Annotated in this window: 20 protein-coding genes, 1 tRNA gene and 2 pseudogenes; 8 read left to right on the forward strand and 15 right to left on the reverse strand. The window is 65.0% G+C overall.

Features of this window, described 5'->3' with window-relative positions; all coding sequences use genetic code 11:
- The first annotated feature begins 7 nt into the window (after window positions 1-7).
- Window positions 8-447: pseudogene (locus GOAMI_RS03700) on the forward strand (UTRA domain-containing protein).
- A gap of 3 nt (window positions 448-450) precedes the next feature.
- On the opposite strand, the gene GOAMI_RS03705 reads toward GOAMI_RS03700, so the two are convergent.
- The 7 genes and pseudogenes from GOAMI_RS03705 to GOAMI_RS03730 form a co-directional block, all read right to left on the reverse strand.
- On the reverse strand, window positions 451-1,122 hold the full coding sequence (locus tag GOAMI_RS03705; protein WP_006435048.1) for a 4a-hydroxytetrahydrobiopterin dehydratase: 672 nt from the start codon (window positions 1,120-1,122) through the stop codon (window positions 451-453).
- A gap of 105 nt (window positions 1,123-1,227) precedes the next feature.
- Window positions 1,228-1,935, reverse strand: coding sequence for a hypothetical protein (locus tag GOAMI_RS03710; RefSeq protein ID WP_006435049.1), 708 nt, complete (start codon window positions 1,933-1,935; stop codon window positions 1,228-1,230).
- 83 nt (window positions 1,936-2,018) lie between these two features.
- Entirely contained in the window at window positions 2,019-2,501 is a 483-nt protein-coding gene (locus GOAMI_RS22450) for a hypothetical protein (RefSeq protein WP_006435050.1), read from the reverse strand.
- Window positions 2,502-2,639: 138 nt separating this feature from the next.
- Window positions 2,640-3,828, reverse strand: a pseudogene (locus GOAMI_RS22455) (hypothetical protein).
- 794 nt (window positions 3,829-4,622) lie between these two features.
- Window positions 4,623-5,105 carry a hypothetical protein gene (locus GOAMI_RS23865; RefSeq protein ID WP_006435054.1) on the reverse strand — a complete coding sequence of 161 codons (483 nt, stop codon included), beginning with the start codon at window positions 5,103-5,105 and terminating at the stop codon, window positions 4,623-4,625.
- 98 nt (window positions 5,106-5,203) lie between these two features.
- The gene (locus GOAMI_RS03725; protein WP_439644224.1) at window positions 5,204-6,394 is read right to left on the reverse strand and encodes a hypothetical protein; all 1,191 of its coding nucleotides are present in this window, start codon (window positions 6,392-6,394) and stop codon (window positions 5,204-5,206) included.
- Window positions 6,395-6,441: 47 nt separating this feature from the next.
- Complete coding sequence (locus GOAMI_RS03730; protein WP_006435056.1) at window positions 6,442-7,323, reverse strand: DUF8176 domain-containing protein; 882 nt, start codon at window positions 7,321-7,323, stop codon at window positions 6,442-6,444.
- 215 nt (window positions 7,324-7,538) lie between these two features.
- Here GOAMI_RS03730 and GOAMI_RS03735 point away from each other — a divergent pair, with 215 nt between their 5' ends.
- The 6 genes from GOAMI_RS03735 to GOAMI_RS03760 all read left to right on the forward strand — a co-directional run bounded on the left by GOAMI_RS03735 (window position 7,539) and on the right by GOAMI_RS03760 (window position 12,045).
- Complete coding sequence (locus tag GOAMI_RS03735; RefSeq protein WP_040004546.1) at window positions 7,539-8,120, forward strand: hypothetical protein; 582 nt, start codon at window positions 7,539-7,541, stop codon at window positions 8,118-8,120.
- A gap of 51 nt (window positions 8,121-8,171) precedes the next feature.
- Complete coding sequence (locus GOAMI_RS03740) at window positions 8,172-8,666, forward strand: helix-turn-helix domain-containing protein (protein ID WP_006435058.1); 495 nt, start codon at window positions 8,172-8,174, stop codon at window positions 8,664-8,666.
- A 60-nt stretch (window positions 8,667-8,726) separates the two neighbouring features.
- Entirely contained in the window at window positions 8,727-9,152 is a 426-nt protein-coding gene (locus GOAMI_RS03745) for a VOC family protein (protein ID WP_006435059.1), read from the forward strand.
- Between the two features lie 47 nt (window positions 9,153-9,199).
- The gene (locus GOAMI_RS03750) at window positions 9,200-10,051 is read left to right on the forward strand and encodes an esterase/lipase family protein (RefSeq protein ID WP_040004547.1); all 852 of its coding nucleotides are present in this window, start codon (window positions 9,200-9,202) and stop codon (window positions 10,049-10,051) included.
- A 171-nt stretch (window positions 10,052-10,222) separates the two neighbouring features.
- Window positions 10,223-10,298: transfer RNA gene (locus GOAMI_RS03755), tRNA-Thr, on the forward strand.
- Between the two features lie 340 nt (window positions 10,299-10,638).
- Window positions 10,639-12,045 carry a PE-PPE domain-containing protein gene (locus tag GOAMI_RS03760; protein ID WP_006435061.1) on the forward strand — a complete coding sequence of 469 codons (1,407 nt, stop codon included), beginning with the start codon at window positions 10,639-10,641 and terminating at the stop codon, window positions 12,043-12,045.
- A 19-nt stretch (window positions 12,046-12,064) separates the two neighbouring features.
- Here the strand turns inward: GOAMI_RS03760 and GOAMI_RS03765 are convergent, their stop codons facing one another.
- From GOAMI_RS03765 to GOAMI_RS03775, 3 genes are all read right to left on the reverse strand, one after another.
- Window positions 12,065-12,718 carry a hypothetical protein gene (locus GOAMI_RS03765; protein WP_006435062.1) on the reverse strand — a complete coding sequence of 218 codons (654 nt, stop codon included), beginning with the start codon at window positions 12,716-12,718 and terminating at the stop codon, window positions 12,065-12,067.
- 196 nt (window positions 12,719-12,914) lie between these two features.
- Window positions 12,915-13,481: a hypothetical protein gene (locus GOAMI_RS03770; protein ID WP_006435063.1), complete on the reverse strand. Its 567-nt coding sequence runs from the start codon at window positions 13,479-13,481 to the stop codon at window positions 12,915-12,917.
- A gap of 243 nt (window positions 13,482-13,724) precedes the next feature.
- A complete protein-coding gene (locus GOAMI_RS03775) occupies window positions 13,725-14,297 on the reverse strand; it encodes a TetR/AcrR family transcriptional regulator (protein ID WP_006435064.1) in 573 nt (190 codons plus the stop codon).
- 152 nt (window positions 14,298-14,449) lie between these two features.
- Between GOAMI_RS03775 and GOAMI_RS03780 the strand changes: the two genes are divergently transcribed.
- The gene (locus tag GOAMI_RS03780) at window positions 14,450-15,292 is read left to right on the forward strand and encodes an alpha/beta fold hydrolase (RefSeq protein ID WP_040004561.1); all 843 of its coding nucleotides are present in this window, start codon (window positions 14,450-14,452) and stop codon (window positions 15,290-15,292) included.
- A 98-nt stretch (window positions 15,293-15,390) separates the two neighbouring features.
- On the opposite strand, the gene GOAMI_RS23170 is transcribed toward GOAMI_RS03780, so the two are convergent.
- The 5 genes from GOAMI_RS23170 to GOAMI_RS03800 are packed head-to-tail and all read right to left on the reverse strand — an operon-like array spanning window position 15,391 to window position 19,182.
- The gene (locus tag GOAMI_RS23170) at window positions 15,391-15,567 is read right to left on the reverse strand and encodes a hypothetical protein (protein WP_006435066.1); all 177 of its coding nucleotides are present in this window, start codon (window positions 15,565-15,567) and stop codon (window positions 15,391-15,393) included.
- A gap of 60 nt (window positions 15,568-15,627) precedes the next feature.
- Window positions 15,628-16,689 (reverse strand): ABC transporter substrate-binding protein, encoded by a 1,062-nt coding sequence (locus GOAMI_RS03785; RefSeq protein ID WP_006435067.1) that lies wholly within the window; start codon window positions 16,687-16,689, stop codon window positions 15,628-15,630.
- 51 nt (window positions 16,690-16,740) lie between these two features.
- Window positions 16,741-17,574, reverse strand: coding sequence for an ABC transporter permease (locus tag GOAMI_RS03790; RefSeq protein ID WP_006435068.1), 834 nt, complete (start codon window positions 17,572-17,574; stop codon window positions 16,741-16,743).
- Complete coding sequence (locus GOAMI_RS03795) at window positions 17,571-18,344, reverse strand: ABC transporter permease (protein WP_006435069.1); 774 nt, start codon at window positions 18,342-18,344, stop codon at window positions 17,571-17,573. The genes GOAMI_RS03790 and GOAMI_RS03795 overlap by 4 nt, the downstream gene beginning before the upstream one ends.
- On the reverse strand, window positions 18,337-19,182 hold the full coding sequence (locus GOAMI_RS03800) for an ABC transporter ATP-binding protein (protein WP_006435070.1): 846 nt from the start codon (window positions 19,180-19,182) through the stop codon (window positions 18,337-18,339). The genes GOAMI_RS03795 and GOAMI_RS03800 overlap by 8 nt, the downstream gene beginning before the upstream one ends.
- Between the last annotated feature and the right edge of the window lie 3 nt (window positions 19,183-19,185).

The following is a 19,185-nucleotide window of genomic DNA, read 5'->3' on the forward strand; positions in this document are numbered from 1 at the left end:
CGGCATCATAGATCTGTCCGAGCGGCCGCGGGTTCTGAAGCACCAGGTGGTTCGGTCACGGCTCGAAGAACTGCTGGAAGATCTCGTCGAGGTCGATCCGTTCCCTGCGGAATGTGAACTCGCCGAATCATTCTCGGTATCCCGCGAGACCATTCGTCAAGCACTCCGAGAACTCTTGCCTATCCCGATCTCGAGCCGCACTTCGAGGTGTCGTCGTCGCTGTACGCCGAATTCGCGAGGCGCGGAATCAATTTCGGCAGAACGGAGGACACGATCGAGACCACTCTTCCCGACGCGCGCGAAGCATTGCTACACATCGACGCGCGTACGCCGATGTTCGTGCTCAAGCGCCAGTCGTACGACGACCAGGGCGTTCCCATCGATTTCCGCCGCTCACTCTATCGAGGCGATCGGATGGCGTTCACCCAGACGATGTACCCCGACTGACCATCAGTCGGTCCGTTCTTGCCAGGTACACAGGCAGATCTCGTTGCCTTCGGTGTCGGCGAGAACCCACCACGCGGGCGCGTACTCATCGGTCAGTAGCTGGCCACCCGCAGTGATCGCCGCCTGCAGGCGTTCGTGTACCTCGTCGTGGGGCACCCACAGATCGAAGTGCACCCGGTTGCGTTCCGGTCGTGGCGAATCCATCTGCTGGAACCAGACGGCAGGCAAACGTCCGGCAGGATCGATCAGATCGACGGACTCGTCACCCACCGCGTCGGAGTAGCCGAGCACCGCCCTCCAGAACGGTCGAATGGCTTCGATGTCTTGTGCGTCGATCCCCACGTCGAACTGGCCGACGGGCTCGGGGAACGTCTCGAGGCCCATCTCAATCGCGATGCCCGCGATGCGGTTCGCCAGTGCGACGTCGGCCTCGGTCAGCTGGTGGGCACTGTGCGTTGTGAGAACGAGATGCACTGAGCCGTAGCGCAGATCGATGTCGGGGTGGTGGTTCGCCGCCTCGGCCGCGTCGACGATCTTGGTGATGAACTCGAGACCCCGCACCATCGAACCGGTGCGATAGGCCGCCTGGAGCTTGTACCCGATCACACGCCAGGGATCGGGTACCGCTTCGGTTGCCTGGGCACGGGACAGCGGAGTGCGTGTTGAGCCGGTCATACTCCCCCATGCTGCCTGCTGGACCGGCGATGCGAAAGGGGCGCAGTTGCAGAGTGCGGGCTGAGTGCCGGTTTCCGGTACTCAGCCCGCACTCTGGAAATTCGGTCAGCGCTGGTTCGACGTCGCTGCGGCCAGTTTGGCGATCGCCTCGGCCGTCGCAGGTAGAAGCCCGCGTCGAGCGTCCTGGTCCAGCGCGGTCCCGGCACCGATGACCGGGTCGTAGTCGAGGCCGATAACCGTGCCGACCGCCCCGGACACGACCCCGACCAGCATGTCCGCGAGGCCTTTCTGCTGTGGCACCGGCAGCTGGGACCCGATCACGACGACGGTGTGCTCGAGCACCCCCGCGCGGTCCCATTCGGTGAAGATGATCCGTGCCCGGTTGAGCAGGTCGGGTCGCGGGCTGATCACGAGCACCGGCGTGAGGTTCGGGAGGTCGTCCTCGGCGAGTTCGGGCAGCAGCGTCAGCGGGTGCGCCCCGGCGTCGACGACCGGCACCGCGCCCTGCCGCCATACCTCCACCACAGCGTCGGTGACTGCTGCCTCCTCGGGAGACAGCCAGAGACCAGTGCCCGACGCGGTGCGCAGCAACTCTTCGTTGCCGGTTCCGCGGAGTCGGAGTTCGATGTCGCAGTCGTTGCCGGAGGCGTCGACCCACCACGAGAGCAGGCCGAGCGACGATGCGGCGCGATGTTCGGCGAGGAGGGCCGACACGACAGACGTGCCGACCCCACCGGCGGTGCCACAGACGACGACGGCCCGCTCATCCCAGGTCTGCGGGTCGCCGTCGCGAGGCTGTATCAGGCCAGTCATCGTCGATCAGGGTACGGAGTTCGCGGCCGGTTGCCGTGGTCAAGCGAGTTCATGCAGGCTCGTCATCTGACACACGAGTACTTCTACGGGACAAGCATGTGGAAACCCACGAGACCACCTGTGGGTGTCCTGACCGGATTGTTCACCGCGTACGTCGTGATACCAATGGTCGCCGGACCCGATCCGGTCGGGACATCCCATTCTGTCTTCTCACCGGGACCGGGACCGAATGTTGCTGGCACCCATTTGTGCAGTGCATAGCCCCGAAGACTGGTGTAAGTCGTCTGGAACAGTACTCGGCACTTCGGATTTCGTTTCCAGCTGGCGCCGTCACCACCGAATCCGAGTGACCGTGCAGTCACACGAACCACGCCGCGCTTGTTCTGTGGAGTGTGAATCGCGAGGTTGACAGTGCCACGGCACAGAGAATGGTCTCCCATTGTCGCGAGATTGTGGCCGTAGAGCGCGATGTTCGGGATTGGCGCAGCGGCCGCACCACCCGCCCCTATGCCGGTGGACACGATCGCGCTGACTCCAGCAATCAATCCGATGAACAGTCTTCTCATCTCAATCCTCTTCTTGTCCGTCGCATGCTCTTCTCTCCGGCGCGACCCATCCGCGGGGTGAACTCGATCGTGTGCTGAACACTTGCATGTGTTCGACGGACTGGGTGTAGGGCTGTCACTCTAGCGCTCGTCATAGGACTATTCATTCTCCGTCGGCCAGAGGACTTCACTGCCGGGGATGGCGTTCTTCAAGCCGTCCGATTGCGCCCTGGTCCAGTCCCGGACGGACTTCTCTGCGCCCTCGCCAAAGACCGAATAGGGCGACCTGGCCTGCGCAGCAGACCATTTCACCGTCGATGCCCCAACCTTGACGTCCACGTCGCCGCGATGATTGACCACATAATCAACCGCAGGCAGACCCGACCGGCGCGCTTGTTCGGGCGACAAAATGGAACTCGAACTGATTCACTCCATCAGGCCCAGGCGCCGCATGCCGCGGCCGGTTCTGGCGCCACGGCTCATCTGGGTTCGCACCCGGATCACCAGCACCGAGCGAGTACGCCAACAAACCGCCCGCGGTACCACCAATCGCCGCACCGAGCGCGGCACCCGCTGCCCCCACCCCGATACCACCAACGGCGGCTCCGATCCCGGCACCGGCGAGCGAATCGATCCCTGAGGTAGCGCAATATGTGAAGACGCAACCAACGACGGCGCCGGCGATCGCTCCGACCCCGGCCCCACCAACAGCACCAACCACCGCCGACGGAATACCCAGCGCGACAGCACCAGCCGTACCGCCGGCCATCACACCGATGATCGTCGCAGCAGCCCGACGACTCGCCTCATCCTCCGGCACACCCACCGAGATCAGCCCCTGAGCGATCTTCGCCTCGCCATACGCCGACCACGCATTGATCGAGTTCACATCCTTGTCCGACAGACCCTCAGGAATATCGGTCACGAAGTTGCCCACACGAATCTTGTCCGGCGGCGGCGCAATCGGACGCACCGGCGGAGCAACCTGCGGCACAACAGGATTGTTGATCACCGGCGAATACGGCCGCTCATAACTCCACGAACTCGCATCGTCGTACGAACGATACGGAGCCTCCACCGGCGGACCCGGAACCGAACCCGGACCCGGCACCACCACAGGCTGCACCACCGTGTCACCCGGAGCCGGAGCACCCGGCGCAACATCAGACGGACTCGTACCACCCTGACCCGGCGCCGAATCCGACGGATCAGTACCACCCTGCTCCGGAACAGCGAACGCCGCACCCGCACCAGCCGTGATCGACACCGCCACAACAGCAGACGTCACCGACAGAACCGGACCACTCGGGGACCGACGCCTACGATGCCGACCACGACTCTGAGACATCTCGGTACAACCTTTCTGCGTGACTAGAGAGTGGCAATGCGCTCTACGTATGTCGCGCGAAGACGACGCTATGCGTCCGCAACCCAGGACAGGTTCCTGGTCGAATCACTCGACCTGATTCAAGCGACATCCGCGCCCGGCCCCTACGGGACCAGGACATAAGCTCCTCCGTTGTATCCCTGGCGGGCACGTACCGGACTGTTCACCGAATAGGTCGTCAATCCGATCGACGCAGGACCCGATCCGGTGGTGACTTCCCAAGTCTTCTTCTCGCCTCTACGGGGTCCGAACGACGCGGTTACCCACTTTTCACGACCGAGCCCTTGGGTGCCGCTGTACAACGTATTGATGAGCATGCGGCACTTCGGGTTCCGCTTCCACGTGGGACCGTTACCGGCGAACCCGAGGGAAGTCACAGTGACCCGGACGACACCCCGCTTCTTTGCCGGGGCGTCGACATCGACCCTCAGAACGCCGTGACAGAACGAGTGGTCGCCGAACGTTCCGAAAGAGGTGGACGAAGGGAAGTGCGGGATCGGCGCGGCTGTCGCCTGACCTATGCCACCCAGGCTTGCAGTCGCCAGTATTGCGGATGTCGCCGCAGTGACCGCTAGTTTCTTCATATCGTTTTCTCCATCCGTCTCACCGTGCGAACAACGTGTCACAGCAGGGTCGTCGATGCGGCTTCCAAAGGACCGGTCTGAGCCGACCCTTGACTGCATCTACGCCGTACCCTCGGCCGGCCAAAGAACCTCGCTGCGGGTCGCCGTCGCGCGGTGTCGTAGAAGCAGTCACTACGGGACGAGCAAGTAGATCCCTGTGCCGTAACCTTGCTGGAGACGTACCGGACTACTGGCCGAGTATGTCGCGACGCCGACCGAAGCCGGACCCGATCCTGTCCGAACTTCCCAAACCTTCTTATCGCCCCGCCGCGGGCCAAAGGAACCCGTCACCCACTTCTCCATGTTCAGACCTCGAGAGCCGTTGTACAGAGTGCCGAAAAGCACGCGGCACTTCGGGTTCCGCTTCCACGTCGCACCATTCCCAGTGAACCCGGCCGATGTCGCAGTCACCCGAACAACTCCGCGCTTGTTCGGTGGCGCATCAGCCCTGATGTTCACAGTCCCGTTACAGAAGGAGTGATCGCCAAACGTTGCGAAGCTGCTCCCAGACCCGTAAACGTGTGGAATCGGAACGGCCGCAGCCTGACCTACGCCCACCAGACCTCCGGACGCAACAACGACAGATGCCGCGGCGATCACTGCCAGCTTCTTCATCTTGTTCTACCAATCTCGAGCGATGAAAGGGGTTTCAGGTACGCGGCCCGCCGGGTCGGCATACCAGATGAGCGGAACCGAGACGCACACATCTCGTCCTATGCGGGGCCCTCGGCCGGCCAAAGAACCTCGCTGCCGGGAATTGTCTTCTTCAAGTTGTCCGACTGCGCCCGTGTCCAGTCTCGAGCAGACTCCTCCACGCGCGGACCGAAGACCGCATACGGCAGACGCGCTTGGGCACCAGACCATTTGTGGACCGATGAACCGACCTTGACGTTCACATCGCCACGGTTGTTGACCACGTAGTCGACAGCAGGAAGGCCACTCCGACGCGCATCCTCCGCCGCAAGGTGGAACTCGAACTGGTTCGCCCCACCACCCTCGGGTGCCGTGTGTCGAGGACCGTTCTGCCGCCATGGCTCTTCCGGGGTGGCTCCCGGATCACCGGCACCGAGGGAATAGGCAAGGAGGCCGCCCGCCGTGCCGCCGAGCGCGAAACCAACGGCGGCCCCTGCCGCGGCACCGCCGACACCGCCGACTCCGGCTCCGATCAGGGCGCCTACACCAGCACCATATGGGGCGTTCGCACCAGCAGTAGGAACACCGGTGATGATCGCTCCCGCGATCGCTCCGACCCCGGCCCCGCCAACAGCACCAACCACCGCCGACGGAATACCCAGCGCCACAGCACCTGCCGTACCACCAGCCATCACACCGATGATCGTCGCAGCAGCCCGACGACTGGCCTCGTCCTCCGGCACACCCACCGAGATCAGCCCCTGAGCGATCTTCGCCTCGCCATACGCCGACCACGCATTGATCGAGTTCACATCCTTGTCCGACAGACCCTCAGGAATATCGGTCACGAAGTTGCCCACACGAATCTTGTCCGGCGGCGGCGCAATCGGACGCACCGGCGGAGCAACCTGCGGCACAACAGGATTGTTGATCACCGGCGAATACGGCCGCTCATAACTCCACGAACTCGCATCGTCGTACGAACGATACGGAGCCTCCACCGGCGGACCCGGAACCGAACCCGGACCCGGCACCACCACAGGCTGGACCACTGTGTCACCCGGAGCCGGAGCACCCGGCGCAACATCAGACGGACTCGTACCACCCTGACCCGGCGCCGAATCCGACGGATCAGTACCACCCTGCTCCGGAACAGCGAACGCCGCACCCGCACCAGCCGTGATCGACACCGCCACAACAGCAGACGTCACCGACAGAACCGGACCACTCGGCCTCCGACGCCTACGATGCCGACCACGACTCTGAGACATCTCGACACAACCTTTCTGCGCCACTCCCAATGGCGCTGCGCGTGAACTCATTCGACGGATCTGATGGACTGGATGAATGTCTTGCCGCCCGTCGTCGACGTCCGGATGACCTGGCGGTAGGTGATCGGCGCCGCGTCGGGCTGCAGCTCGGTGAGCACGACGGAGTACTCACCGGGAGCCCGTTCGGTGATCTTCAGACAATGCCGTGTGCCGATCGGGCGCTGATCGATGTACTGCTGCATGACGTACTCGGAGGCGACGGCACCCGGGGCGGCAACCGCGCGTGCGGCTTTCGCCGAGCGCAGTACGTAGTAGGCGTGGTTGAACGCGCGGATCGCGCCCGGACCGGACTCCTGGTCGCCCTTCTCGTCGTCGTTCGACACCGTCGTCCCCGACCCGACGGGACGCTGCGCACACGCCGGGTTGCGGGCGACCGCTGACGTCGTCGGACTCTCGGTCGGCGAGGCGGATTCGGAGGTTTCCGCAGCCACAGCGGAGCGCCCGGAGTCGGCACCGGTCATCGAGATTGCGACAACACCTGTGGTCAGAATCACAAGAACTGCCGCTGCCGCACCCGCGATCCGCGGTCCCGAACCCAGCAATCGGCGCCACCCGGGAGCGAAGCCGGACACGGCCTTTCGCTTCGCGCGGACCGATCTCTCGGCCTCGGCGAGGAAGGCGTCGAGATCGGAAGAGGGCTTCTCGGGAACAGCGGCCACGGGGGTTTCACCCCTCGTCACCGATCGCCCGACAGGAGTGGCCGGAGCGCCGAGCACTGCCACGGCCGTGTCGCCGACATCGCTCTGAACTGCGTCGACGGATCGGAATCGAGCCAGGTGAGCGGCCAGATCGACCGCCGGCGTGGCACCGGAGGGCGGCCAGGGGGCAACATCGGGGAACCACAAGGCCTGCGGACGCTGCAGCACCATGAGACCCCCTCCCCCCGGCTGGTGATCGTCGTTGTCAGTTGTGCACGCGACGACACGACACCAAAGGAAGATCCCCCGTGGCGCCGGCACTGCCGTCGCTGATCTCGGGTCACCCTACAACAGCTCTCAGCAACATCTCAGGCGTCATCCACAGGCACGACAGGCACTCACCCGACTCTCTGCGCGACCCCAACGCGCTCGCTACGGTCGGAGACGTGCTTCTCACAGCTGCAGTGGCGCGCGGGGTCGCCGACGGTTCCGTCGACCTCGCCTTCCGTCGCTGGGGGCATCCCCGCATCCGACCCGGATCGAGCTTCATCGCCCTGACACACGTCATCGAGGTGACGTCCCTCGAGCGAGTCGATCCCGCGCAGATCAGCACGGAGGACGCCCGCCGGGCAGGCTACGAGAACGCTGATGCGATACGGGCGACGCTGTGCGTCAACACCCATAATCCGACCTACCGGATCGGACTGCGGTGCATCGGGGAGGATCCCCGGATCGCACTGCGCGCCGACGACGATCTCTCCGACGACGCTGTCGCGGAGATCCGTTCGCGGCTCGATCGAATGGACACTCGCTCCGAACACGGACCCTGGACACGGGACACCCTCGCGATCATCGACCGCCGGCCCGGCGTCGTGTCCACCGAACTCGCGGTCGAACTCGGCAGGGACCGAGCAGGTTTCAAGGCCGACGTCACCAAGCTGAAGAAGCTCGGGCTGACCGAGAGCCTCGAGGTGGGCTACGAACTGTCACCGCGCGGCGTCGAATTCCTCCGTCGCGATGCCACCTAGCCGACGGTCGAACAGGGCGCGGGGTCATCGCGGGATCGGCATAATCAATCCATGTCCAGCGCACATCCGGCGCGCCACCTGCTGCGCGCCAAGGATCTCGCCGACGTCCGGTTTGCCGAGCCGCTGACCGTCGATGACATGGCCGCCGCGGCAAAGCTGTCCCGCGCACACTTCTCGCGCGCGTTCACCGCCACATTCGGCCAGTCCCCCCATTCCTACCTGCAGACCCGGCGACTCGAGCGGGCCGCAGCGATGTTGCGGTCGACGGATCGCACGGTGGCCGACATCTGCATGTCGGTGGGACTGTCGAGCGTCGGATCGTTCACCACGAGCTTCACGCGCGCATTCGGCAAGACGCCGACCGCGTACCGTGATTCGTTCCCACCCGCGGCCACCTATGCTCACGTACCCGCGTGCGTGTTGCGGGTCTACTCGCGGCCTGGACCGTCGAGTCGCGTCGAACGTCCGGAACCGTCCGCAGCGCCGGCCGAGCAGCTTCCGAAGACAGCACACGGGAAGAAGACCGCCACACCCGCGCGGCCGTAACTTTGGTTCCACCACCGGGAGAACACGCCCGAACACGAACCAATCCGAAAGGTGCACACCATGATTCGTATCGCCAGCGCTCAGCTGTGGGTCCATGACCAGGACGAGGCCCTGGAATTCTGGACGACGAAGGTCGGGATGGAGGTCCGCTCGGACGTCTCGCTCCCGGAAATGGGCGGGTTCCGCTGGCTCACCGTCGGCCCGCCCGGACAGGACGACGTCTCCATCGTGCTGATGGACATCCCCGGTCCGCCCGCCTTCGAGGCCGAGATTTCCGGTGAGATCCACAGCCTGATGTCCAAGGGTTTCGCAGGGACCGTCTTCCTCACCACCGACGACTGCCGGGCCGACTACGAGGCATTGTCCGCCCGCGGCGTCGAATTCACCGAGAAGCCCGAGGAGCGGCCATACGGGATCGACGCGGGCTTCCGGGACCCGTCGGGCAACAGCATCCGCCTGACGCAGATGGCCGAGATTCTCGCGTAGCTCCGAGAGTGCCTGTCGCGCCGACGGTCGTGGGCGACAATGCTCCCATGAGCCGTCTCCGATCAGGCCTCGCCGCCGCCGCGACCGCGCTTGCCGCGGCCTGCGTGCTGCTCGTCCCGGGCACCGCGCAGGCCGCGCCCTTCCCGGTCACCACGAATCCCGACGAGGCGATCGCCGCGCACTACCTGGGTCCGGCAACCGAGTCGCCGGCCGGCAGCAACCGGTTCGGCTGCCGGGATCGAGAAGGGCGCGACCCGATCGTCCTGCTGCATGCCACCGCGATGAACCAGAGCGCGAACTGGGCCTACCTCGCCCCGACCCTCGCCAACGCCGGGTACTGCGTCTTCAGCACGACCTACGGTCAGGCGTCGTGGAGTGGCACCACCGGCGGCCTCGGCAACAAGGAACGATCCGCGCGTCAGGTCGGGCCGTTCATCGACAATGTCCTCGCCGCCACCGGCGCCACCAAGGTCGACCTCATCGGCCACAGCCAGGGCGGAGCGATCGCCCAGCTCGTGACCCAACTCCCCGGCCGCGCCGCGCAGGTGGACACCATCGTCGCGTTGTCGGCATCACACCAGGGGTTCTCCCGCGTCGGCTCGATCACCGACCGACTACCGGCGCGGGCGCCCGGCCAGAGCTACTGGGGCCCGCGGCACCCGTCGATCGACTACGTCAACTTCGCAACCAGGTACGACAAGATCTCGACGCCGTATCAGGTCACACTGATGACACCTGGTCCGAACGTCGTCAACACCTTGGTCCAGGACGTGTGCCCGGCGTCGAAGATCGGTCACGTCGGCATGGCCTACTCCCCGACCGTCGCCGCACTCGTCCGCAATGCGCTCGACCCCGACCACAGTGTGCCGGTGGTGTGCGGCTCCGACTACCCGTTCTGAGTCCCGAACCGCCACAGAATCTCCAGGTCAACGCCCGTTCGTCAGCTGTAACTGGCGCTTCTTCGCGCAGGTGCCGATTCTGCGCGGCGACGCGAGGGGCGGCACAGCTGGGCCGGTTTTTGTTGCGGACGATGGACTCGCTAGACTCGTCTCCGCTGCCTCGCGTAGCACGCCGCCCTAGCTCAGTCGGTAGAGCAATTCACTCGTAATGAATAGGTCAGGGGTTCGATTCCCCTGGGCGGCTCCACCAGGATCGTACGATTCGACCCTCGTACGACGCTTCCTCGCATCGACGGATCCACTCCCTCACGCCACTACCGAAGGCACACCGAGGACCCTTCCGCCCTTCAAGAGAATCTTCAGCCCTCCAAACCCTTAGCGATGCAAAAATAATTCGGTGCCAGGTATGTCCCGTTAATCCGATCGGATGACAGACTCCGAGCCCTCTGCTCCTTACACTCCATGCGACTGTAGGAGGTCAATTGGGGGCACGTCGCGGACGAAAGCACCGGTCTCAACCGGCGCGGACTGCCATAACACCTCGTAAACCGTCGCGAGCGACAGCCACCTCGCTGACGATCAGCGCATTGTCTCTCGCCACCATCGTGCCGATCGCCGTCGCCTCGACGAACGTCACCGCCGTGGTCGAATCCCTCATCGACCGCGGCGTCGTCCGCGAAGCCGCCCAACACGACAACACCAGCGACGTCTTCGCCGACCTGCCCGACGGCACCATCATGGTCGTCACGCCCGGGACCGACGACACCATGCTGATGCCGCGCAATCTCCCGTACGTCGGCAACCGCCAGGCCCTCATCGTCAACTACACCGAGTCCTTCGGACCCGTCATCGCCGGCCGCTCGAACACCATCGCTCCGTTCTCGCCCGGCTACGACGAGTCCAAAGAGCATGCGATGAACCAGAACCTGGCCGTGATGGCCGCGTTCGCCGAGATGGGCGAGGACCGCCCGTTCGTCGTGTACACCGGCTATTCGCAGGGCGCCGACGCACACGGCGATGCCGCCGAGAATCCACGGGCCTACGACGACGACTTCTTCGTCCCGGGCAAGGACATGGTCCTGGTCTCCGACCCGCGGAGCCCCTGGGGCATCAAGGCCTGGCTCGACACCATGCCGTGGCTCAAGCCGATCGTCGAGGCGGCCGGGATCGACGCGAACGGCGCACGCGACCCGGAGGCCACCGGCAAGGTCGAGGTCGCGTCGGTGATCATCGTCGGCGACCCGGTCAGCAACTTCCAGTGGGTGTCGTACCGGCCCGTCGCGTCGCTCATCGTCAACGCGGCCGGCTTCCTCACCATCCACTCGGGCACCGGACCGCACACGTACGGCGACGTCGAGCGACTGGGTGACCCGAAGGAGTACAAGAGCGGCAACACGACATACCTGGTCTACGACGCCGCGCATCCCCTGGCGCTGTTGGTGGCTGCCGTCCACGACCAGCTCGGGATCACCTACGACAAAGACGACCTCGCTCGTTGGGACGAACTCGCCGAGGCCTACTACCCGACCCAGGCACCGAACCCCGACACCGCAGCGGTGCCGGTGACGGCAGTGGACTCGGTCAAGCAGGACCGACCGGGCGACGGCTACACCGTCACCGTTCCGTCCGAGGTGGCGACAGGCGCGGAGAAGCCGGGTGACCCGCCGAGATCCGGCGGGTTCGTGCCGGGAGGGATCGTTCCGCCGCCGGCCGAGGACGTCCCGACCGACGATCGGACGCCCGCAGATGACCGCGGCGAGGGCGAGCCCGGCAGCGGAAATGCCGACGACCGGCCCGGCGGCTCCGAAGCGCCGGACTCTGAGGGTTCGGGTTCGGGTTCGGAGAAACCGGACTCCGGAGACAGCGGAGCCGGGGACTCCGGTTCGCCGACCGGCGGTGACGACTCATCGAGCGCCGGGACGGACCGGGAGAAGTCGGACTCCGCCGAAACAAGCTCGGCCGGTGGGGATTCGACGGACCGCGAGGCCGCCTGATCCCCAACCGGCCAGGGGATCAGCTCGACCCGAACAGATTTCCCAGGCTTCCGTTGCCCGAGTCGCCGCCACCGGTGTCACCACCACTGTCGCCGCCACCGGTGTCACCACCACCGCCGTCGCCGCCACCGGTATCGCCACCACCACTGTCGCCACCACCCGGGTTGTCGGGAGCCTTGCCGGTTCCGGTCACGGTGTAGACCTGCGCGAGGCCGTTGATGGTCAGACCGAGGACCGGGTCGGGGGTCGTGCATTCCTGGTAGATCGCATACGACGTGTCCGTCCGGTTGGAGACCCACGTTCCGGTCGACGAGGCGTCCTTGGCGATCGACACGCCACTCCATACGACGCGGAGCGCACCCTCGGCCGCATCCGCACGAGCGCTGTCGAGCACCGCGGACTCGATACCCGAGGCGATGATCGCGTTGACGGCGGCCGCGCGCAGAGTGAGCTGGTTCTCCTTGCTCGCGTCATGGACGGACAGCCAACACGTCGCCGTCTTCGACGTCTCGTTGGTCACGTTCACGGTCACTGCACCATTGCTCAGCGACTGTGTGTGGGGGTACGACGACGGCAGAAGCAGCGCCGCCGAAGCCTCTCCGCTCCCGGTGAATGCCACCGCGGCTCCAGCCGCCACTCCGATTCCGGCCAGCGCCATCCGCGAAAACCGCATCTGTTCCCTTTCGTACACGTGATTCATTGCCCTACAACACGTGTCGTAGGCGCACCCCGACAAGATCGACAACCTCGGGGAATTGAGCGTTCTGATTTGGTGCGGGCACAGCGATGCACCCAGAGCAGCGATGTGACATTGACGCCGCCGGGGGGTCAAAGGATCTCGGCCCGCCGATCCCCCACCGTCCGAGGAACTATCCGAGGAGTCCGCCGAACAGACCTGCGAGGCTGCCGTTGCCCGAATCGTCAGGCGAGTCAGGAGACTTGCCGGTTCCGGTCACGGTGTAGACCTGCGCGAGGCCGTTGATCGTCAAGCCGAGGATCGGATCGGGGGTCGTGCACTCCTGGTAGATCGCATACGACGTGTCGGTCCGGCCCGAGGCCCACCACCCGGTCGACGAGCCGTCCTTGGCGATGCTCTTGCCGTTCCACACGACCTTGAGCGCACCTTCGGCTGCATCCTCACGAGCGCTGTCGAGCACCCCCGACTCGATACCGGTGGCGATGATCGCGTTGACGGCCGTGGCGCGCATCTTGAGTTCGGTCTCGTCGCTCGCCTTGTGGACGGACAGCCAGCACGTCGCCGTCTTCGACGTCTTGTTGGTCACCTTCACGGCCACCGTGCCATTACTGAGGGATTGTGTGTGAGGGTACGACGACGACAGAAGCAGCGCTGCCGATGCCTCTCCCGATCCGGAGAACCCCATCGCAGCCGCAGCCGCCACCCCGATTCCTACTGCCGCCACCTTCGTGAATCGCATCCACATACCTTTCCCAGCCCCTGATCCGTTGCGCGTCAACAGGTGCCGTAGGCACTCTCCAACGGATTGATTACGCGGGAACATTAGCAGACCGAATTAGAGATTCGGCCGGATACCGTTTCAACAATCGCCGATCATGGCCCCAATCCGTTCCGGATAGATCAATCGACCAGAATGCCTCAACAATTGGTTCAAATGACCCACTGATTGCTTGGCGGGCCATTCCTCCGAACAAGTGACAATTTATTCGAGAGCCTGATCGATCAGGATCTCGGCGGCACTCCGCGCGTCGTCGGCAGCCTGTGCGGTGCCGGCGATCGCCGCGGTCGTCTGGGCCCCCTCCGCCAGGATCGACAGTTGCGCGGCAAGTCTCGGCGGCCCGCCGAGTTCGGCCACCAAACCTGCCACATAGTCCTGGAAGCCGTCCTTCTGCTTACGCACCGCCTCGGCGACCGACGGCAATTCTCCACCCAGTTCGCCGTAGGCGTTGATGAACGCGCATCCCCGGAACTCGTCGGTGCCAAACCATCCGAGCAGGAAGTCGAAGATCGCCAGCAGCTTCTCCCGCGGCGTCGACAGCCCTTCCGTGCAGTCGGCGATACCGGCGTTCCACTGACCGCTCCGATCGTCGAGAACAGCGAGGATCAGCGCCTCCTTGGAAGGGAAGAGTGAGTAGATCTTCTTGAGCGACACACCCGCGGCGTCGCGCACCTTGTCCATCCCGACCGCGTGCACCCCATGCGCGTTGAACAGCTCGTCCGCGGCGCGGATCACCCGCTCACGAGGGTGGACCGCGGTGTTCTCGGAGGCCGCCACGACGCACCGTCCCTTCCGGATTCCGAATTGCCCCTTGCGTGGGGAACGATCGTTCTCTAGTGTAGCAATCACCCGAGAGAACGCCCGTTCTCCTCGGCGCACACAGATTCCGATCCCGGTCGGGTCGCCTGAGGAAGAGAGAAGTGATCGCAATGGGTTTCATTACCGTCGGCACCGAGAACACCACCGACATCGAGCTGTACTACGAGGACCACGGAACCGGTCAGCCCGTCGTGCTGATCCACGGCTACCCGCTCGACGGCAACAGCTGGGAATTGCAGGCTCGCGAGCTGCTCGACGCCGGCTACCGGGTCATCACCTACGACCGTCGCGGATTCGGCAAGTCGAGCAAGGTCGGCACCGGCTACCACTACGACACCTTCGCCGCAGACCTGAACACCCTGCTCGAGACCCTCGACCTGCGCGATGTCATCCTGGTCGGATTCTCAATGGGCACAGGTGAACTGGCACGCTACGCCGGAAGATTCGGCACCGGGCGAATCGCCAAGTTCGCGTTCCTCGCGTCGCTCGAGCCGTTCCTGGTGAAGACCGACGACAACCCCGAGGGCGTCGACGCCGCGGTCTTCGACGGCATCGCCGAGGCGGCCAAGAGCAACCGGTACGCCTGGTACACGCAGTTCTACAAGGACTTCTACAACCTCGACGACACCCTCGGCAGCCGCATCACCCAGGAGGTCGTCGACGCCAACTGGAACACCGCCGTCGGCAGCGCGCCGGTCGCGGCCTACGCCGTCGTCCCGACCTGGATCGAGGACTTCCGCAAGGACGTTGCCGCAGTCCGCGATTCGGGGAAGCCGACGCTGATCCTGCACGGCACCGCCGACAACATCCTGCCGATCGATGCCACCGGCCGCCGGTTCCACGAAGCCGTGCCGGAAGCCGAGTACGTCGAGATCGACGACGCTCCCCACGGCCTCCTGTGGACGCATGCCGCCGAGGTCAACGAGGTGCTGCTGCGGTTCGTCGAGAAGTGAGCCCTCTGACGTAGGGCGCGCAACGGCCGCCGGGCGGGACATCCCACCCGGCGGCCGTTGCGTGGTGTCAGTTGCGTGGTGTCTTGGTTGCGTCGTGTCTACTTGGTCGTCTCGCCCTCGGCCTCGTCGACTGCGGCCTGGTCCGGCGATTCGGTGTCCGTGTCATCCGCGAGCGGATCGTATCCGGGGACACCTTCGAGGACGGTCAGCTCCTGGTCGATAGCGGCCGAGACGGCTTTGGCCTCTTCCTTGATCTTGCGGATGAAGTCCGACATCGGCAGCTCCCTTGCTCATGGAATGCACGGCCCGCGACCGTCCACCCATGATAGGGCGGCTCACTTCTTGAGATCGGGGTTCTCTTCGTAGACCTCCTTGATCAGCGACATGTCGAAGATCTGCTCGGGCTTGATGTCGTAGCCGGCCTTGCCCAGGGCATCGATGTTCTGTGCGATCAGTTCGTCGGTCATCGTGAGCAGGCCGTTGGCCTTGGTGTCCTCGGAGACGACGAGGGTGTTCTGCGCGATGGCCTCCTTGGTCTGCTCCGCCTCGTCGAGGCCGAGGTCCTTGCCGTACTTCGTGACCGCGAGTTTCGCCGACCCGGCCGGGTCGGCCACCGCGTCGTACCAGCCCTTGATGTCGGCCTTGAGGAAGGCCTTCACCTTGTCCCGTTCGTTGTCGATGGTGTCCTGCCGGACGACGAGGGTCTCGGCGACGAGCGGCAGGTTGAAGTCGGCGAACAGGAAGTTGACATTCGGGAAGCCGCTTTCCTCGAGGGTGATCGGCTCGTTGGTCACATAGCTGACCCAGCCGTCGACCTCGCCGTTCTTCAGCGGTGTCGGGTCGTACTGGACGGTGATCTTCTGGACGTCGGCCTCGGTCATGTTGTTGGCGGTGAGCAGCGCCTTGAAGACGTTCTCGTTGGAAGCCTGTACGCCGATCTTGCGGCCCTTCATCTCCTCGGGACCGAGGATCGGTTTCCCGGCCGACGAGACGATGCAGAACGGGTTGCGCTGGAACGTCGCGGCCACCGTCATCAGCTTCGCTCCCTGCAGGATGACCGGCGCGGTCAGCTGCGGGGCGCTCATGCCGATCCAGACCTTGTTCGACGTCAGGCCGGTCTCGACTCCGGTGCCTGCACCGCCACCGGTGATCAGGTCGGGCGTACCGAGACCTTCGGCGTCGTAGTAACCGTTCTCGATGGCGAAGTATTCACCGGCGAACTCGATGTTCTTCTGCCAGGACAGCTGCACCTTCGGGTTGGTCGAGGTCGTGCCCCCGCTTGCGCTGCCACCGGAGCTGCATGCCGACACGGCGCCGGTGAGGCCGAGAGCACCCGCTGCGCCGCCCGCCATCATCGAATAGCGCAGGAAAGACCGCCGGTCGAAGGAATTTGCCATGTGAGTTGCCTTTCGCCAGAAGCTGGTGGGGTCGCGCAAATGTGCCCGGCCCTAGGTTTGCTGCATTCCCATCTGCGACAAGACGACAGTCTCGATGACACCCACCACGGCGTAGATGACGATCGAAGCGACGGTGATGACGAGGACCGAGGCCCACAGTTCGTCGTAGGCCGCCGCCGGAAGGGCTTGTTGCAACGTCGCACCGAGTCCTTTGTTGGTACCCAACCATTCGGCGACGGTCGCGCCGATGAGCGCGCCCGGCACCGACACCTTGGCCGCGCTGAACAGCGACGGCACCGCCGACGGAATCGCGGAGCGCCGCAACGCCGTCCAGCGCCCGCCGCCGTACACACTGATCACGTCGGTGATCTGCCGCGGCGCGTTCGACAGCCCGGTCATGATCATCACGAGCGCGGGGAAGAACACCACGATCCCGCCCATCACCGCGACCACCGCGACTCCCCGACCGACGATGACGGTGATCAGCGGCGTCATCGCGACCAGCGGCACCGACCGCAGGAGCATCGCGATCGGCATGAAGGTCTGTGCCGCCGACCGGGACACGACGAAGATCGCCGCCGTGGCGATCGCGGCGAGCATTCCGGCGATGAATCCGATTGCCGCGTCCTGCAACGTGATCCAGAGATTGTCGAGGATCTCGGCGCGGGCGGCCGGTGCGTCGGCGTCGACGAACAGGAAGTCGAACACGTCGACGGGCGTGCGTCCGATGATCGGACCGATGTCGGGGAAGGCCAACAGGAACAGCCACCAGATCACCAGTATCAATGCGAAGGACAACAACAGGGAACCGAGGAACCGCCCGGCCGCCAACAGCCCACCGGTTCCGAGACCACCCGATCCGAGAGTCCTCACCTCAGTGCTCATCGTCGCGCCGCCGTTCCGCTCGACCAGGTCGTCGCATACTTGGCGATCACCGCGACCACGGCGTAACCGAGACCCGCGACCGCTCCGCTGATCAGGGCGATGGCCCACACCTGCGGGATGTTGCCGCTCTGCTGGGCGATGATCATCGCCGGTCCGGCGCCGGTTTCGGGCATCGCGAGGAACTCACCCAGCACCGCCCCCAGCACCGCGGCCGGAGCGGCGATCTTGATGGCTGCCAGGGTGTTCGGCAGCGCAGCGACGGATCGGACCCGCCACAGCTGCGCGAACCGTCCGCCCCCGTAGACCTTGATGAGGTCGAGACTGCCGGCATGCGGCGACCGTAGACCCGACAGGGTCCCGATCATCGTCGTGAAGAACACCGAGATGGCGGCGAGGAAGACGATCATCGTCGTCACCTCGGCGAAGGCGACCTGGATGATCGGCGCGACCGCGATGATCGGAGTGCAGTACGACAGGATCGCCAGTTGGGTCGCCAGACCCTCGACCGGCGGGAACAGGATCACGACGACAGCCAGCACGATCGCGAGGCCGTTACCCCAGAGGAATCCGCGGAGCGCGAGTTCGACTGTCAGCGAGAAGTTGTCGACGTAGTACGCCGCACCGGTCTCGCCGATCTCGGCGAGCACCGACCACGGCGTCGGGATCGTCCCGCCGAACAGTTCCAACGCGCCGGCGATCCACCACACCACGATGAGTCCGACGATCCCACCGAGACCGGCCAGCCATCGGACCGACCCGAATCTAGCCACTCACGCCCTCCGCAACAGGTTCCGGCGCAACGCCTTCGGCCGGTTTCGCGGTCGACTGTTTGCCGAACAGGAGACCGGAGAGATGGTCGTGGATCGCATGGAACTCCGGGGTGCGCATCATCTCCGGGACACGGGGTCGCGGCAGATCGATGGGGACCACCTCGACCACCGTGCCCGGCCGTGGACTCATCACCGCAACCACGTCCGAGAGGAAGACCGCCTCGGCGATGCCGTGTGTGACCATCAGCGTGGTGGCCGGCTTCTCGGTCCAGATGCGCAGGAGTTCGACGTTGAGGCGTTGCCGGGTCATGTCGTCGAGCGCGCCGAACGGTTCGTCGAGCAGCAGCGCCGTCGGTTTCACGACCAGCGCACGGGCGATCGAAACACGTTGGCGCATACCACCGGAGAGCATCGCCGGCTTGGACTTCTCGAAACCCTTTAGGCCCACCAGTTCGATCAGGTCCGTGACGAGAGCGTCGTCGACCGGCATCCCCCCGACCTGCAGCGGCAGCTTGATGTTGGACTCCACCGAGCGCCACGGCAGCAGCGCCGAATCCTGGAAAGCGATGCCCAGCTCGTGGTTTCGCTGGAGATCCTGTGGCGACTGGCCGTTCATCAGCGCGGTCCCCGAGGTGGCGTCCTCGAGACCGGCGAGGATGCGCAGCACCGTCGACTTGCCGCAGCCCGACGGACCGAGCAACGACAGGAAGGAGCCCTCCGGCGTACTCAGCGAGACGTCGGACAACGCGGTCACCGTCGAACTCCCGCGCAGCGAGCGTGAGGTGAACGTCTTGGTCAGTCCAGAGATGTTGATCCCCGTACCCAGGGGGCGTGTCATGAC

The sequence above is a fragment of the Gordonia amicalis NBRC 100051 = JCM 11271 genome (genome assembly GCF_000332995.1).
Taxonomy (GTDB): domain Bacteria; phylum Actinomycetota; class Actinomycetes; order Mycobacteriales; family Mycobacteriaceae; genus Gordonia; species Gordonia amicalis.

What these genes read in the sequence shown, in the direction of transcription:
- GOAMI_RS03705 (WP_006435048.1), bottom strand. Translation starts at nt 1,122, where the DNA reads ATGACCGGCTCAACACGCACTCCGCTGTCCCGTGCCCAGGCAACCGAA.
- GOAMI_RS03710 (WP_006435049.1), bottom strand. Translation starts at nt 1,935, where the DNA reads ATGACTGGCCTGATACAGCCTCGCGACGGCGACCCGCAGACCTGGGAT.
- GOAMI_RS22450 (WP_006435050.1), bottom strand. Translation starts at nt 2,501, where the DNA reads ATGAGAAGACTGTTCATCGGATTGATTGCTGGAGTCAGCGCGATCGTG.
- GOAMI_RS23865 (WP_006435054.1), bottom strand. Translation starts at nt 5,105, where the DNA reads ATGAAGAAGCTGGCAGTGATCGCCGCGGCATCTGTCGTTGTTGCGTCC.
- GOAMI_RS03725 (WP_439644224.1), bottom strand. Translation starts at nt 6,394, where the DNA reads ATGTCTCAGAGTCGTGGTCGGCATCGTAGGCGTCGGAGGCCGAGTGGT.
- GOAMI_RS03730 (WP_006435056.1), bottom strand. Translation starts at nt 7,323, where the DNA reads ATGGTGCTGCAGCGTCCGCAGGCCTTGTGGTTCCCCGATGTTGCCCCC.
- GOAMI_RS03740 (WP_006435058.1), top strand. Translation starts at nt 8,172, where the DNA reads ATGTCCAGCGCACATCCGGCGCGCCACCTGCTGCGCGCCAAGGATCTC.
- GOAMI_RS03745 (WP_006435059.1), top strand. Translation starts at nt 8,727, where the DNA reads ATGATTCGTATCGCCAGCGCTCAGCTGTGGGTCCATGACCAGGACGAG.
- GOAMI_RS03750 (WP_040004547.1), top strand. Translation starts at nt 9,200, where the DNA reads ATGAGCCGTCTCCGATCAGGCCTCGCCGCCGCCGCGACCGCGCTTGCC.
- GOAMI_RS03765 (WP_006435062.1), bottom strand. Translation starts at nt 12,718, where the DNA reads ATGCGGTTTTCGCGGATGGCGCTGGCCGGAATCGGAGTGGCGGCTGGA.
- GOAMI_RS03770 (WP_006435063.1), bottom strand. Translation starts at nt 13,481, where the DNA reads ATGCGATTCACGAAGGTGGCGGCAGTAGGAATCGGGGTGGCGGCTGCG.
- GOAMI_RS03780 (WP_040004561.1), top strand. Translation starts at nt 14,450, where the DNA reads ATGGGTTTCATTACCGTCGGCACCGAGAACACCACCGACATCGAGCTG.
- GOAMI_RS23170 (WP_006435066.1), bottom strand. Translation starts at nt 15,567, where the DNA reads ATGTCGGACTTCATCCGCAAGATCAAGGAAGAGGCCAAAGCCGTCTCG.
- GOAMI_RS03785 (WP_006435067.1), bottom strand. Translation starts at nt 16,689, where the DNA reads ATGGCAAATTCCTTCGACCGGCGGTCTTTCCTGCGCTATTCGATGATG.
- GOAMI_RS03790 (WP_006435068.1), bottom strand. Translation starts at nt 17,574, where the DNA reads ATGAGCACTGAGGTGAGGACTCTCGGATCGGGTGGTCTCGGAACCGGT.
- GOAMI_RS03800 (WP_006435070.1), bottom strand. Translation starts at nt 19,182, where the DNA reads ATGACACGCCCCCTGGGTACGGGGATCAACATCTCTGGACTGACCAAG.